General features: G+C 43.8%; 11 protein-coding genes. 3 read left to right on the forward strand and 8 right to left on the reverse strand.

From position 1 onward, the window contains the following. Window positions 1-335: 335 nt before the first annotated feature. A complete protein-coding gene (locus IM507_RS11960) occupies window positions 336-1,571 on the reverse strand; it encodes an RNA-guided endonuclease InsQ/TnpB family protein (RefSeq protein WP_002737665.1) in 1,236 nt (411 codons plus the stop codon). 738 nt (window positions 1,572-2,309) lie between these two features. Here IM507_RS11960 and IM507_RS11965 point away from each other — a divergent pair. Both IM507_RS11965 and IM507_RS11970 read left to right on the forward strand, forming a co-directional pair. Beyond that, the gene (locus IM507_RS11965) at window positions 2,310-3,815 is read left to right on the forward strand and encodes an AAA family ATPase (RefSeq protein ID WP_002738147.1); all 1,506 of its coding nucleotides are present in this window, start codon (window positions 2,310-2,312) and stop codon (window positions 3,813-3,815) included. A 12-nt stretch (window positions 3,816-3,827) separates the two neighbouring features. Continuing rightward, complete coding sequence (locus tag IM507_RS11970; protein WP_002737354.1) at window positions 3,828-4,340, forward strand: SH3 domain-containing protein; 513 nt, start codon at window positions 3,828-3,830, stop codon at window positions 4,338-4,340. Between the two features lie 493 nt (window positions 4,341-4,833). Here the strand turns inward: IM507_RS11970 and IM507_RS11975 are convergent, their stop codons facing one another. The 5 genes from IM507_RS11975 to IM507_RS11995 all read right to left on the reverse strand — a co-directional run bounded on the left by IM507_RS11975 (window position 4,834) and on the right by IM507_RS11995 (window position 10,958). Further along, window positions 4,834-5,307, reverse strand: a complete 474-nt coding sequence (locus IM507_RS11975; protein WP_123230779.1) for a phosphate-starvation-inducible PsiE family protein — start codon at window positions 5,305-5,307, stop codon at window positions 4,834-4,836. A gap of 341 nt (window positions 5,308-5,648) precedes the next feature. Continuing rightward, window positions 5,649-6,488, reverse strand: a complete 840-nt coding sequence (locus tag IM507_RS11980) for a nitrate ABC transporter ATP-binding protein (RefSeq protein WP_002737031.1) — start codon at window positions 6,486-6,488, stop codon at window positions 5,649-5,651. Between the two features lie 79 nt (window positions 6,489-6,567). Further along, window positions 6,568-8,586 (reverse strand): ABC transporter ATP-binding/substrate-binding protein, encoded by a 2,019-nt coding sequence (locus IM507_RS11985; protein ID WP_287637078.1) that lies wholly within the window; start codon window positions 8,584-8,586, stop codon window positions 6,568-6,570. Between the two features lie 70 nt (window positions 8,587-8,656). Continuing rightward, window positions 8,657-9,487, reverse strand: a complete 831-nt coding sequence (gene ntrB, locus IM507_RS11990; protein WP_287637099.1) for a nitrate ABC transporter permease — start codon at window positions 9,485-9,487, stop codon at window positions 8,657-8,659. Between the two features lie 112 nt (window positions 9,488-9,599). After that, window positions 9,600-10,958, reverse strand: a complete 1,359-nt coding sequence (locus IM507_RS11995) for a CmpA/NrtA family ABC transporter substrate-binding protein (protein ID WP_287637079.1) — start codon at window positions 10,956-10,958, stop codon at window positions 9,600-9,602. Window positions 10,959-11,355: 397 nt separating this feature from the next. On the opposite strand from IM507_RS11995, the gene IM507_RS12000 reads away from it, so the two are divergent. Next, window positions 11,356-12,438, forward strand: a complete 1,083-nt coding sequence (locus tag IM507_RS12000; protein WP_123230776.1) for a molecular chaperone DnaJ — start codon at window positions 11,356-11,358, stop codon at window positions 12,436-12,438. Between the two features lie 223 nt (window positions 12,439-12,661). On the opposite strand, the gene IM507_RS12005 is transcribed toward IM507_RS12000, so the two are convergent. Then, window positions 12,662-13,060: a type II toxin-antitoxin system VapC family toxin gene (locus tag IM507_RS12005; RefSeq protein WP_002737815.1), complete on the reverse strand. Its 399-nt coding sequence runs from the start codon at window positions 13,058-13,060 to the stop codon at window positions 12,662-12,664. After that, window positions 13,060-13,296 (reverse strand): ribbon-helix-helix domain-containing protein, encoded by a 237-nt coding sequence (locus IM507_RS12010; protein ID WP_002736406.1) that lies wholly within the window; start codon window positions 13,294-13,296, stop codon window positions 13,060-13,062. The genes IM507_RS12005 and IM507_RS12010 overlap by 1 nt, the downstream gene beginning before the upstream one ends. Between the last annotated feature and the right edge of the window lie 127 nt (window positions 13,297-13,423).

Below are 13,423 nucleotides of genomic sequence, written 5' to 3' on the forward strand. Positions count from 1 at the left end.
TCAATCCTTATCTGGCAAGAGATTTAATTGATTAGTTCGCTCCAGATCGCAAACAATTGACAAAAATTGCGGCAATGTCTGTCTCTATAAAGGTTTCATTCCTTATAACCCCGTCCATTGCATAAGACAAACCGAAGAACCTTACTTTCTGGCTTATTTTTCTGATTTGGTCGGCAGAGAAAATCCAAAGATAAAAAGTCTGCAGCTAGTTTAAACATGAATTGAACCCTCCTTAGGAAATGGTTGTGAGAAAGGCTGAAATTAATTTACAGAAAAGAAACGGCCAACCTATGACTAACTTTTGTTACCGCTCAACTAAACTTACTCAAACTTACTTAAAAGCCTGAAAGCTTAGTCATTCGTAGTGGGTCAAGCACTACAGGATTAAACGGCAAACCCTTTATTCCCTGGTCAATGACATCAGGAATTACTTTTCTAATGATGTTAAATGCCCCATTGACATCGGCATTTAACAACTGATTTGTTTCCATTTTATAAAGTCCCCTAGCTAACCTTTTTCCCTTAAATAATGGTTTTTCTTCACCATATTTAGGTAACTCATCCCTATCTAAAGCAATGGATTGTGAGGTATAGGATTCTTCAGTTATTATAACTTTTATTCCTTTTAATTGAGCTTTGTAGGTTAACATTTCTATTAATCTATTATGGGGAATATTGACAAATTGTTGATTATTCCTTTTTCCTAGATTAAGAGATTGTTTCATCCACTCATTATGCCCAATTATTAACGTCCCTATTTGATGAATAGTACACCAATCTATTACTCTTTTACTGGCTGTGTGTAGATAATTTTCTACTCGACAGTTTCGTTTATGGGTCAGGAATAGCAATCTCTTAGATGAGGGTTGATTATTTTGGGTTTTCAGTTGAGATTGTAAGCGGGAACGTTGTTTGTTGTAGAAGGTGTTAATTGCTTTTAACGGTCTGCCATTTACCAAAAGAGGTGCTACACCTGTTTGATTTGTAGTTACAGCCATTAAGTTATTAACTCCTAAATCTATCCCAGCTATCTCTTGTTTATCTGTGGTTTCCGACCGTCTTTCATAGACTATTTCAATGACATAACAGCTACTTTTGGGGACAATTCTCACCTCAATTATTTCTCTTCGGGAAGTGGTAATTTTTAAGTCGCTCATAGACAAGTGACAAATTCCTTCTTTTAGAGGTTTTTTATAAATTGATTCCTGAGAATATATCAGCAGGTTTCTTCCTTTGGTTTTGTCCTTATACTTAATAATTTTGGGTTTTCCTAAAAATTTTTCAGGGTGTTTTTTCCAAGCTCTAAAAGCGGCAAAATAACTAACCCAAGCTTGCTCCAATCTTCTGATTATCTGCTTGCTCACTTTCGTGGGTAAAGCTAAATAATCTGAGGTTTTAGATACCAGATAATAGAGTTGATTGAAACTCAGTTTTTGGGAGTTTTCAAAGAAATATTGGCGATAATGGTAGTTAGCTAGATTGAACAAATTTTTTGACAAAAAGGCATAATGGTCGATTTCTGACCAGAAGGGATGGTTTTGACTGATAATATGACGTTCAACTAGCTTCATATCTTGATTATACCTGATAAGTAGTCGTGCAAAATAAATTTCCTAGTGAAAACAGGCAAGAGGCAATAGGCAAGAGGCAAAAGCTTTATCGAAATGTGTAATTAATTTTGCTTAGGTACTTAACGTTCTTAAAATCTATCGGTGGCAAAAGTTACTTATTTTAGTTATATAGCTACAGGAATGAGTAACTTTAAAAAGCTTTAGTTAGGTTTTTGGTTTCTGTGGTTAACCCCTAATAGGCCAGGGTGAGAGCATCTCAAACGCTATTGACAATTGACTTGTGATCCGCGTCGGCATTTCAAGTGATACCAGTCAATCATCATAGTTACGAACTCGACCCATTTGGTTGATTTTTGCTTAACAATTGAGATGGCAAATTCTACTTAAATATGCCTGAACCGGCCTCTGGGTAAGCAACTCACATAAAGTTTATTTGATCAAGGATTGTTAAGATTGGCTTACCCTCCTAATGGGCCGATTTAATTTACTAAAGCTTAATCTAATTAACAAGATATTGATTTAGTTAATACAGGTTTAATCTCGATTAAGGCAATGACATTATACCATACATTTAAAAAAATACAAGCGTAAATTGGTTTTTTTAAAATCTTTTTATAGACGAGCTTAACTTATCTTAAAATGTAGTGTACGGCTTACCTGCCATCCTTATTTGACTGACGGCTAACTGCTATATTTTCTGATGATGATATAAATAGCAACAACTATAGACGAATAGCTATGAGCTTTGGTGAAGAATTTCAATTACTGCTGCGGGCGCGCTATCCTCTCATCTATATTACCACCCTAGAAGAAGAACGTCTCGAAAAAGCGATCGCCGATATTGCCAAACAGAGCAATAACCGTGCTGTCTATGTCTGGGATTTCGTGGATGGTTATCAAGATAATCCCAATAATGAGAACTTTGCTCGGCGTAATCCCCTGCAAGCTCTTGAATTCGTCGAAAAGCTGCCGACTAACATCGCCGCCATCATGATTTTACGCGATTTCCAGCGCTTTCTCGAAGATATTTCCATCGCCAGAAAATTGCGTAATCTTGCCCGTTCCCTGAAATCTCAGCCTAAAAACCTAATTATCGTCGCTCCCGAACTGTCTATCCCCTCGGATCTCACCGAAGTAATCACCGTCGTCGATTTTCCCCTCCCCAGTGGCGAAGAAATTAAACAGGAAATTCAGCGATTAATCGCTGCCACCGGACAACCCGTCAAAGAACCACTCCTCGATGAATTAGTGCTTTCTGCCCAAGGATTATCCCTAGAGAGAATTCGTCGGGTTTTAGCTAAATGTTTAGCCAGTCACGGCAAAATTGAGCCAGAGGACGTGGAATTAATTTTGGCAGAAAAACGCCAATCGATTCGTCAAACCCAGATATTGGACTTTTATCCCGCCACAGAGCAGATTTCTGACATCGGCGGCCTAGATAATCTCAAAGATTGGCTGATTCGTCGCGGTGGTGCTTTTAGTGAACGCGCCCGCGCCTACGGTTTACCCAATCCCCGGGGTTTACTATTGGTGGGAATTCAAGGAACGGGTAAATCCCTGACAGCGAAAGCTATTTCCCATCATTGGCACTTACCCCTACTACGTCTAGACGTGGGGCGTTTATTTGGCGGATTGGTGGGAGAATCGGAATCGCGCACCCGTCAGATGATTAATCTCGCCGAAGCTTTAGCTCCCTGTGTGCTGTGGATAGACGAAATCGATAAAGCTTTTGCCGGAGCGGAGGGAAAAGGCGACGGAGGAACCACCGGACGGGTTTTCGGGACTTTTATCACTTGGTTAGCGGAGAAACAATCGCCAGTTTTTGTCGTCGCTACGGCTAATAACATCCAATCTTTGCCCCCGGAAATGTTGCGAAAAGGACGCTTCGATGAGATATTTTTTGTCGGACTACCTAGCCAAAAGTCCCGCGAGGAGATTTTTAGCGTTCATCTGGGGAAAGTCCGGCCCCATAATCTAAAAAGTTATGATATAAAGCGACTAGCCTACGAAACTCCCGATTTTTCGGGGGCAGAAATCGAACAAACCATCGTGGAAGCGATGCACATCGGGTTTAGTCAAAATCGCGACTTTAGCACCGATGATGTGCTTGAGGCCGCTAGTCAGATTATACCCCTAGCCCGCACTGCTCAAGAACAGATCCAGTTTCTACAGGATTGGGCCAAGTCCGGTAAAGCTCGTTTAGCCTCTCGCGATGATCGTTTTAATGTTAATCCTAACAGTTAATTTAGCACCAATATGAAGCGTTTATCTGGTTTATTACAATTTATGGTTGGTTTTGTCCTGGGAGTGGTCATTTTAGTCGGTGGGGCCACTGCTGTCGCCTATATACTTCTCTCTGGTATGAATTCTAATCCTCCTAAACCCGTCTTTACCGAGGAGAAAAAAGAGGAAACTAAGGAGGAAAAAGCCGCTAAACCCATCCCCACTACTCCCGTCCAAGAACAACCCCAAGCTGAGGTGAAAGAGTCTCCCACAGCTGCCCCAGCACCAAAAGCTGCCCCGAAACCCAGTCCCGAAGAAACAAAAAAAGAAACCACATCCGAGGGTTATCAAGCGCGGGTGACATGGCAAAGCGGTTTAAGTCTGCGCTCGGAACCTACCAGTGAATCCACTCGTCTCGGCGGTCTGGATTATAATACTAAAGTCAGTGTGGTGGGAACCAGCAGCGATGGGCAATGGCATCGCGTGCGTCTGTCCGATGGTCGCGAAGGTTGGATTAAAGCGGGTAATATTTCTAGAGTCCAGTAAATAGGGTTTGCGGCAAAAAGTTTTTCCTGGGGGTGGGGTGTAGGGTGTAGGGTGTGGGGTGTAGGGTTTTACCCATTTTCAGGGGGTCAATTACCTAATTTTCAGGGAAAAAGTCCCTGAATTTTCCCCCCGATTACTCCAATGGCCGGCACTTTTTAAGGGGAAAAAAGTCTAAAAGTATTATCGAACAATGTTTTTAGATTTATTCAGCAAACCCTAAATATTTAGGGTTTGCTGAATAATGGTAAAACCCTTTTAAAATAAGGCTTTTGACCTGTTAAAATCCGATGTTCATGCTGCGAAAATCGGATTGGGACTCTCAAAAACCTTGCATTATCCTTCTTTTAGTACATAAATTGGTACAAAAAGAGAGGGCAACAAGGCCTGAAACTCCCGACTCCTGACTCCTGACTCCTTAACCCCACCAACAAACTTTTTCAGCACACCCTATTTAGAAGGGATAGATTTAGAAAATCTATCCCTTTCCCTTAATTCAAGAGCGATTATCGCGATTAACTTTTCTGATTAACCAATAACTTGCCGCTAAAGCTAAGGTTCCCACGGTGAGCGCAATTAAATCATCTTTACTGTATTTGTTGGGATCGAAAATAATAATTTTTCGAGAGATGGCAATTAAAGCCGTAACTACGACTAATTCAACCTGTACGATGTGTTTTCTTAGGTAAGCAGTGATGTTTTCTAATAACTCTAATGCAATTAAAATATTGAGAAATAAACCGAAAATTTCAATTAAAGTTTTGCCAAAAAAACCGATGGGTTCCGTAGTAAATAAATCTCGGATTAGGATAACTACTAGATCATAAAGAGAAACAATAATAACAATAATTAAGGCTACGGATAAAACCTTAGAAACTAAGTTTTCAATGAGATGAATCGACCTCATGAAATCTTCATTGCGCCATTGTTGACCGAAATTGATAAGTAGTTTCCGTATCTGTTTGAGCATGATCGATTAAGTAAAAAGTAAAAATTATTATTGTATTTTATTGCTAATTGTTCTATTTAGCTAACAAGTAAGCTGATCCCCCCTTAATCCCCCCTTTATAAGGGGGGTGCTGATCCCCCCTTAATCCCCCCTTAATAAGGGGGGCGTTGATCCCCCCTTGATCCCCCCTTAATAAGGGGGCGTTGATCCCCCCTGCCCCCTTATTAAGGGGGGTATCTGACAATTTTTAAAATCTACCTACTTAGAAATAATTTTACTTGAAGAAGGCTTCCTTAGAAAAAAAATCTAGGTGCGATCGCTATTAAGTCAACCGCACCCCAAACTAATACAAATGCTCGCATCTAGCTGACATCATCGTGAGCGAAACGATTATAGAGGAAGTCGAGGGCATAGTTACGCAGACGATAATATTCCGGATCCTCCATAATTCTCTCCCGATCGCGGGGACGGGGGAAATGAATATTCATCACTTCGCCGATTTTCGCTTCCGGTCCATTGGTCATCATTACCAGCTTATCAGCGAGGAAAAGAGCCTCATCGATATCGTGGGTAATCATCAAGACCGTACAGCGTTTATCTTGCCAGATTTTCAGCAATTCTTCCTGTAATTCCTCTTTGGTAATCGCATCCAAAGCGCCGAAAGGTTCATCAAGAATCAACACTTCCGGACGGATAGAAAGGGCCCGGGCGATCGAAACCCGTTGTTTCATCCCCCCGGAGATTTGGGGAGGGGTTTTGTCCATAGCTTCGGTTAAACCCACCATAGCTAAATGGTCGCGCACGATCGAGCGTTTTTGTGCCTCTGGAGCATTGGGAGACACCGCATCTACCGCGAGATAGACATTTTCAAAAACGCTTAACCAAGGCAATAAAGCATAGTTTTGAAACACTACCATGCGATCGGGCCCGGGTTTAGTAATTGTCTTACCGTTAACTTTAACGATGCCATCGGTGGGAGAAGAAAAACCCGACACCATATTTAATAGGGTCGATTTACCGCAACCAGAGTGACCGATCACGCAGATAAATTCACCTTCATTGATGCTGAGATTAACATCCTTGAGGACGGTGTAGGGGCCTCTGGGAGTGGGATAAACCTTAGAAACTCCTTCAATGGTAACAAAAGCTTCTTTAGTGGGGGTCTGGGTTACTCGGTTAACGGTGTCGGTGGTGGTGTACATGATTAGTCTTTGGGGGAAATTAGATAATAGGAGCAATGGCTAGGGATAATTGGTTAGGAATTATCCCCTTAGTCGATTTTTAGGCAATTTTGCGGGATTCACTGGCACTAGGACGAGCATCAATAGCCACTTCGGCCATAGTGACGTTTTGTTTGATCTCTAAACTATTGAGATAACCGATCGGATCCTCGGCATCAAACTCGATACCATCGAATAAAAGGATCGGTGTGCGACGATATTTAATATCCCCTAGACCCAATTCCCGGGCCGCGGTACTGAAGACACCCACCCGACAGACGCGTTCGAGAATTTCTACCCAGTTACGCGGGAAAGGAATGTGGCCCCAGCGTGCCATTTGGGTCATCATCCAGAGGTGTTCGGTACGACTGGGACGATTTACCCCATCTCCATAGAACAGATGGTGTGCATATTCTTTCATCGGTCGATCGAGACTGCACGCATAGGAGTTGGGATCACCCAGTTGGATATAATCGATATTGGTACTAAGGTACTGACGACTGGCGAGGATTCGACGAATTTCTTCCTGATTCCCTTCCTCGGCACAGTAGCGACAACCTTCCAGCAGTGCTTTAACTAAAGCGACGTGGGTATTAGGGTATTTATTGGCCCAATCTTCCCGGACTCCCAGGGCCTTACCCGGGTGGCCCTGCCAGATTTCTAAGTCGGTAGCGACAGTGTAACCGATATCTTCCATAGCGGCCCGTAGGTTCCAGGGTTCACCGACACAGTAACCGTCAATACTACCGGTTTTCAGGTCGGCTACCATTTGGGCCGGGGGAATAGTTTCGAGGTGAACGTCTTGATCGGGGTCAATACCAGAGGCCGCTAACCAGTAACGCAGGAGCAAATTGTGCATCGAGGAGGGGTGAACCATGCCAAAAATATGGCGCTGATCCCTCGATTCCAATAGCATCTGTCTTAAGGCGTTACCGTCAATCACCCCCTCGTCATAGAAGCGTTTAGCGAGGGTGACACCGTTACCGTTACGAGTCATAGTCAGGGCGCTGACAATCGGCAAAGGTTGCTCCTGATAACCACCGACGGTTAACCAGGTGGGCATTCCTGAAGGCATTTGCGCCCCGTCGAGGAATCCCCCCGCGATCCCGTCCACAACGCCTCGCCAACTGGTTTCCCGGACCAAATTTACCTCATCTAGACCATGTTTAGTAAAGAATCCCTTTTCTTTGGCCACTGCTAGGGGCGCGCAAGCGGTGAGGGGAACAAAACCGATCTCTAGATTGACTTTTTCTAAACCGTGACGGGCAATCACTTCGACTTTGCGAGCGCGTAGTTTTTTGATCCGTTTTTGTTGGTTGAGGAAATAGATAATTTCGCTCCGGAGACTGTAGTAACTGGGGTGTTCCACCACTTCCATGCGTTTGCGGGGACGGGGGATATCTACTTCCAAAATACCGCCAATTTTTGAGCCAGGACCGTTGGTGAGCATGACGATGCGATCGGATAATAGCACCGCTTCATCCACATCGTGCGTCACCATTACCGAGGTCATTTGGTATTCTTCGCACAGCTGCATTAACTGTTCCTGTAGATTACCTCTAGTCAGGGCATCTAACGCCCCAAAGGGTTCATCTAAAAGGAGGACTTTCGGACGGATGGCTAGGGCGCGAGCGATCGCTACCCGTTGTTTCATCCCCCCCGATAATTCGTTGGGACGTTTATCCACTGCATGACGAAGATTGACCAGATCGATATATTTTTCGACTTCAGCTTTTCTTTCGTCTTCTGATAGTTGGGCGAGAACTTGATCGACGGCTAGAGTGATATTTTCTTTGACGGTTAACCAGGGCAAAAGGGAATAGTTTTGGAAGACTACCATGCGATCAGGCCCCGGTTTTTTAATGCTTTGACCTTGCAAAGTCACCACTCCTTCCGTGGGCAAATCTAAACCAGCAATCATGTTTAAGAGGGTGGATTTTCCGCAACCGGAGTGACCGATGAGGGAGATAAATTCCCCTTTTTTGATCTGTAAATTGATCCCTTTTAAGGCCACATATTCACCGCCACCACTGAGGGGGAATACTTTATCGATGTTATCGACAGCGACAAACAAACTCATAGTTTTTTTCTCCTTAAATTTGCTCAATTTTCAGTTATTTAGAAATGGGGAAATTTTCCCCATCGATTCCCTATTGACGAACGATTTGAGTTTGCAACCAAGCCATAAAGCGATCGAGTAATAAACCCACACCACCGATATAAAACAGCGCGAGAATAATATCGCTGATGTAGTTATTTTGGTAGGCATCCCAGATAAAGAAACCGATACCGACGATACCCGACATAACAATTTCCGCCGCAATAATCGCTAACCAAGCTAAACCGATCGCAATTCTCAAACCAGTGAATATGTAGGGAAGTGCCGAGGGAATTAATATCTTGAAAAAGAATTTTTTGCTGGACAATTGCAAGACTTGTTTAACGTTGATATAGTCTTGGGGAATTTGTTGGACACCGACGGTGGTATTAATCAAAATCGGCCAAACTGCGGTAATAAAGATAACGAATAAAGCAGCAGGTTGGTTTTGTTGTAAAGCGGCCAAAGATAGGGGAACCCAAGCAAGAGGAGGAACTGTTCTCAGGAATTGGAAAAGGGGATCGAGTGCCTTATTTAAGAAAGAATTTAAACCGACCATAATCCCAACGCCAATACCCACCACTGCGGCTAAAGAATAACCGATTAATACCCGTTGCAGACTGGCTAAAGTTTGCCAGAATAGTCCTTTATCAATGCCCCCACGATCAAAGAAAGGATACATTAAATAAGTACGAGTCCGTTCATTGGTGATTAGGTCGGATGGGGGGGGTAATTTGATTAATCCCAGCATCGAGACTAATTGCCAAACAATCAGAAAAGCCAAGGTACCGATAATAGGGGGAAGAATGTCTTGGGAATGCTTTTTCCAGAATTTACTGAAGTTGAAACCACCTTTACCTGTTCTGCTGACGCTACTTGCCATTTTGCCGTTTTCCTTTGTTGAAGATAAAGTTACTTGATTGGGGAGAGAAGAAAACATTTTTGGGATTAATAGACTAGATATTTTATGCCCCTAGGCTATCGAGAAAAGCTCGCTATTTTTTGATCTCCAAACTATCGAGATAAGCTTGGGGATTGGCAGGATCAAAAGTTTTGCCATCAAAGAATTTTTCGACACCCCGGGAGGTACTGGTGGGAATATCGGCCGCAGGAACTCCTAATTCTGTGGCTGCCGCTTTCCAAAGATCCTCGCGGTTAACTTTGTCGATTAATGCTGAGGCAGTGGTTAAAGTTTCTTTCGGCAAGAAACCCCAACGAACACTTTCGGTTAAAAACCAGAGATCATGACTCTTGTAGGGATAGGAAACGCTACCGGCGGGATCTTTCCAGTAGAAAACCCCTTTATTTTTGTCGGTGATTTCCGGTTTACCGTCACCCATTTTCTGCATTCCTTTGAGGGGACCGGCGATAATTTCTTCTTTGAGGTTGAAATAAGCCGGTTTAGCGAGAATTGCCGCCGCTTCTGCCCGATTTGCCTCTTGATCGAGCCATTGCTGCGCTTCCATAATTCCTTTTAACACCGCTTTGGTGGCTTTCGGGTTTTTATCCACCCAATCGGCGCGGATAGCGAGGTATTCTTCTGGGTGATAGGGCCAGATTTCTGCGGTTAAAGCTGACATAAAACCGATCTGATCAGCCACAATTCTCGCCGGCCAAGGATCACCGGTACTAAACGCATCCATGGTTCCCGTTTTCATGTTGGCCACGGTTTGGGCTGCGGGTACGGCAATTAGGTTAATATCCGTATCGGGGTTAATACCACCGGCGGCTAACCAGTAACGAATCCAGAAGTCCTGATTAGCTTTCGGGAAGGTATAGGCAGCTTTGAAGGGAGTTCCCGTCGTTTTCATGCCGAGGATGTAATCTTTGGCGGGTTTTAGGTCTAAACCGATATTTTTGCCCTCGTGTTTACCCGCAATCGCAATTCCGTTACCCTGGGTGTTTAACTGCGCTAACACATACATGGGGACTTTAACGTTATTTTTAGTGATTAGTCCCTCAGAAATTAGGTAAGGCATGGGCATTTGCCACTGTCCCCCGTCAATTCCGCCCGCATCTGCCCCAATTTCGACGTTATCTCTAGCGGATCCCCAGTTTGCTTGTTTGGAGACTTCCACATCGGGCATCCCGTATTTAGCAAAAAAGCCTTTTTCCTTGGCAATAATTAAAGGTGCTGATTCAACAATCGGGATATAACCTAATTTAATTTTGGTGGTTTCGGGGGCCTCTCCGGGGGCCACCGCTACGGGAGAGGCTGCCGGGGAAGCGGGCGCGGTGGTGGTGGTTCCACCCGTACTGTCGGGGGGATTACCCACACAACCTTTGAGGACAACAGCCCCTGCGGCTGAAACTGCCGCCGTGGTTAAAAATTTCCGTCTCGAAAAATTTGACATAGAATCCTCCTACCTGCTGCTAAAGCAAATATGTGTGCTGAATTATGGGTAAAGGAATCCCTCGCTAAACTTCCCTTCTAGCCCGTGCTATAGAAATTTAGCTATGGAATATTGAATCTCGATTGAACTTACTAAATAAGTCTAGCGGAATTTGGAAAAAATAATTAATCCGAGCGAGAATTTTATTTACAAAAATTTAATTCGATTGATAAGAATTAATTAAGACCATTGATATATCTAGCTTCTAGCCACTTAAAAAGGTTTCCGTAGGGCGCTGGAGCAGGGGTGATGGGGTGATGGAAGTGGGGAGAAACAACAAAATGAGCCAAGGGTGAGTTTTAGGAATGCGGTTCCTTGCGGCTTGGTAGAATGGACAATATGCTTTCACCCCAAAGTAATGACCAGATCCAAACAGCCGAAATCACCGAACTCCTCTGATTCGCCCACCTCTCCTTCCTTGGCTCTGTCTTCCCTACATTTTCGTCTCCAAGCTTTAGAGGAGGAGCATCAGTGGCTCCTCAAGCAGATTGGCAGAAAACGCAACGAACTGAAGAAATTCCTCGACCAGATGCGTTCCTTAGCGACGGAGATTTTCCAGAGAGGGCAACCCCTCTATCAAAAACTTACCGACCTCGACCGCGAAATACACGCCCTTTTTGACGAAATCCTCACTGCTAGAAAAATGGGGCAGCAGACAAAAAAAAGGATTCTCGGAATTTACGAGACACTTCAGTTAACGGGGGTGATTAGCCCAAAATTTGACGATGGAGATGAAGAACTAGACGAACTTTTCGGAGACGAAGAGTCGGAAGGATCATCGGAGCAATCCGCGCAGGATTTCTTCTCTGGGGGAGACTCCTACGGCCGTCACGATGATGGAACAGAGATATCACCTGAAAGCTCGCCTAAATCTCCTGAATCTAGACAAATACGCCGCACTTTCCTGAGAATGGCTGAGATTTTTCACCCCGACAAGGTTACAGACCCCGAAACTCGGATGCGTCACAACGAGATTATGAAGGAAGTCAACCGTGCCTATAAAGAGGGAGATATTGCCAGACTGCTGGAAATCGAACGACAGCATCAAATGGGGGACTCTTTCGCGGTTGAAGGCTCATCGGAAAGCGACCTCCAACGACAGTGCGAGAGGGTTGAAACCAATAACGAACTACTTAAAAAGCAATACGAGAACCTGAAAAGAGAACTGCGCTCGGTGCGAAATACCCCGGAAGGCGAGATGGTGAGGGCCAGTCGCGCTTGTGAGAAGGATGGCATCGACCCGATTGAGCAAATGCTAGAGGAGATGAAATTACAAGTTCAATCCACCGAAAAAGTCTATAATTTTGTCCGTGACTTCCGCGATAAAAAAATAACGGTTAAAGAGTTTCTGCGCGGACCGGTCAGGATGGGCAGAAGCCCGGAAGAGATGGAAGACATTCTTGATCAACTTCTGGAGCAACTTCGCGGAATCAGCCGTTGAAGAGAGAAAGCCAATATTTAGGGTATGCGGCAAAAAGTTTTTCCTGGGGGCCGAGTGTGGGGTTTTACCTAATTTTCAGGGAAAAAGTCCCTGAATTTTCCCCCCAATCACTCCAATGGTCGGCACTTTTTGAGGGAAAAAAAGTCTAAAAACCTTATCCAACAAGGTTTTTAGATTTATTCAGCAAACCCTATATATTCTCGAATTAGTTAGGCGATTAGCTTTAACGCCAATTCTCCCACGATAATCCTTGAATACGAGCAAATTCTTGGGGATTGGCCGTAATTAATTTAAGATTATGAGTAATCGCCGTTGCACCGATTAACAGATCGTAAGCACCAATGGGAGTGCCGGATTGTTTGAGAGCTGCTCTAATTTGAGCGGCGCAAATCGCTTCTTGATTGCCAAAGGCAAGAATTGAGATAGAAGCAAGAAATTTGTCAAGAATGGGTCTTATTTTCTTTGCCTTCGCTGGATTAAGAAGTAGTCCATATTCGATTTCCATTAAAGTTATCGCAGAAACGGCAATTTCCCTAGGAGAGTGATTTTTGATCTGCACTAGAGTGTTGCTATCACCTTTGACAAAATCACTAATCGTACAAGTATCGAGCAAAACCAGCACTAAATCACCTCATCTTCTCTAGGTGGGGAAAGTTCCTCTCTATAAGCTTCAAAAACAATAGCATCACTTATACCTTGAAAATTAAGGATAGTTGACGACCATTGCGACTGTTCTTTTGTGGTAATTAAAAGCTGTATTGCTTCTCGAATCAAAGCATTCTGGGATTTGCCTGTAGAGTGAGATAAAGCCTGTAGTTGCTGACTTAATTCATCTTCCAGATAAAGATTGAGGTTCATAACTTAAATTAAGCAAATAAGTAGCTGGTTATAATTAAATGAAAAATGGACTTTAGGTTCGATCCCCCCTGCCCCCCTTGATAAGGGGGGTGCCGGTAGGCGGGGGGATCCCCCTTGATAAGGGGGC

The organism is Microcystis sp. M20BS1 (assembly GCF_020245305.1).
Lineage (GTDB): Bacteria > Cyanobacteriota > Cyanobacteriia > Cyanobacteriales > Microcystaceae > Microcystis > Microcystis ichthyoblabe_A.

Bases quoted from the DNA above. Each gene is read 5' to 3' on its own strand.
- IM507_RS11960 (WP_002737665.1), bottom strand. From the start codon at position 1,571: ATGAAGCTAGTTGAACGTCATATTATCAGTCAAAACCATCCCTTCTGG.
- IM507_RS11965 (WP_002738147.1), top strand. From the start codon at position 2,310: ATGAGCTTTGGTGAAGAATTTCAATTACTGCTGCGGGCGCGCTATCCT.
- IM507_RS11970 (WP_002737354.1), top strand. From the start codon at position 3,828: ATGAAGCGTTTATCTGGTTTATTACAATTTATGGTTGGTTTTGTCCTG.
- IM507_RS11975 (WP_123230779.1), bottom strand. From the start codon at position 5,307: ATGCTCAAACAGATACGGAAACTACTTATCAATTTCGGTCAACAATGG.
- IM507_RS11980 (WP_002737031.1), bottom strand. From the start codon at position 6,488: ATGTACACCACCACCGACACCGTTAACCGAGTAACCCAGACCCCCACT.
- IM507_RS11985 (WP_287637078.1), bottom strand. From the start codon at position 8,586: ATGAGTTTGTTTGTCGCTGTCGATAACATCGATAAAGTATTCCCCCTC.
- ntrB (WP_287637099.1), bottom strand. From the start codon at position 9,487: ATGGCAAGTAGCGTCAGCAGAACAGGTAAAGGTGGTTTCAACTTCAGT.
- IM507_RS11995 (WP_287637079.1), bottom strand. From the start codon at position 10,958: ATGTCAAATTTTTCGAGACGGAAATTTTTAACCACGGCGGCAGTTTCA.
- IM507_RS12000 (WP_123230776.1), top strand. From the start codon at position 11,356: ATGACCAGATCCAAACAGCCGAAATCACCGAACTCCTCTGATTCGCCC.
- IM507_RS12010 (WP_002736406.1), bottom strand. From the start codon at position 13,296: ATGAACCTCAATCTTTATCTGGAAGATGAATTAAGTCAGCAACTACAG.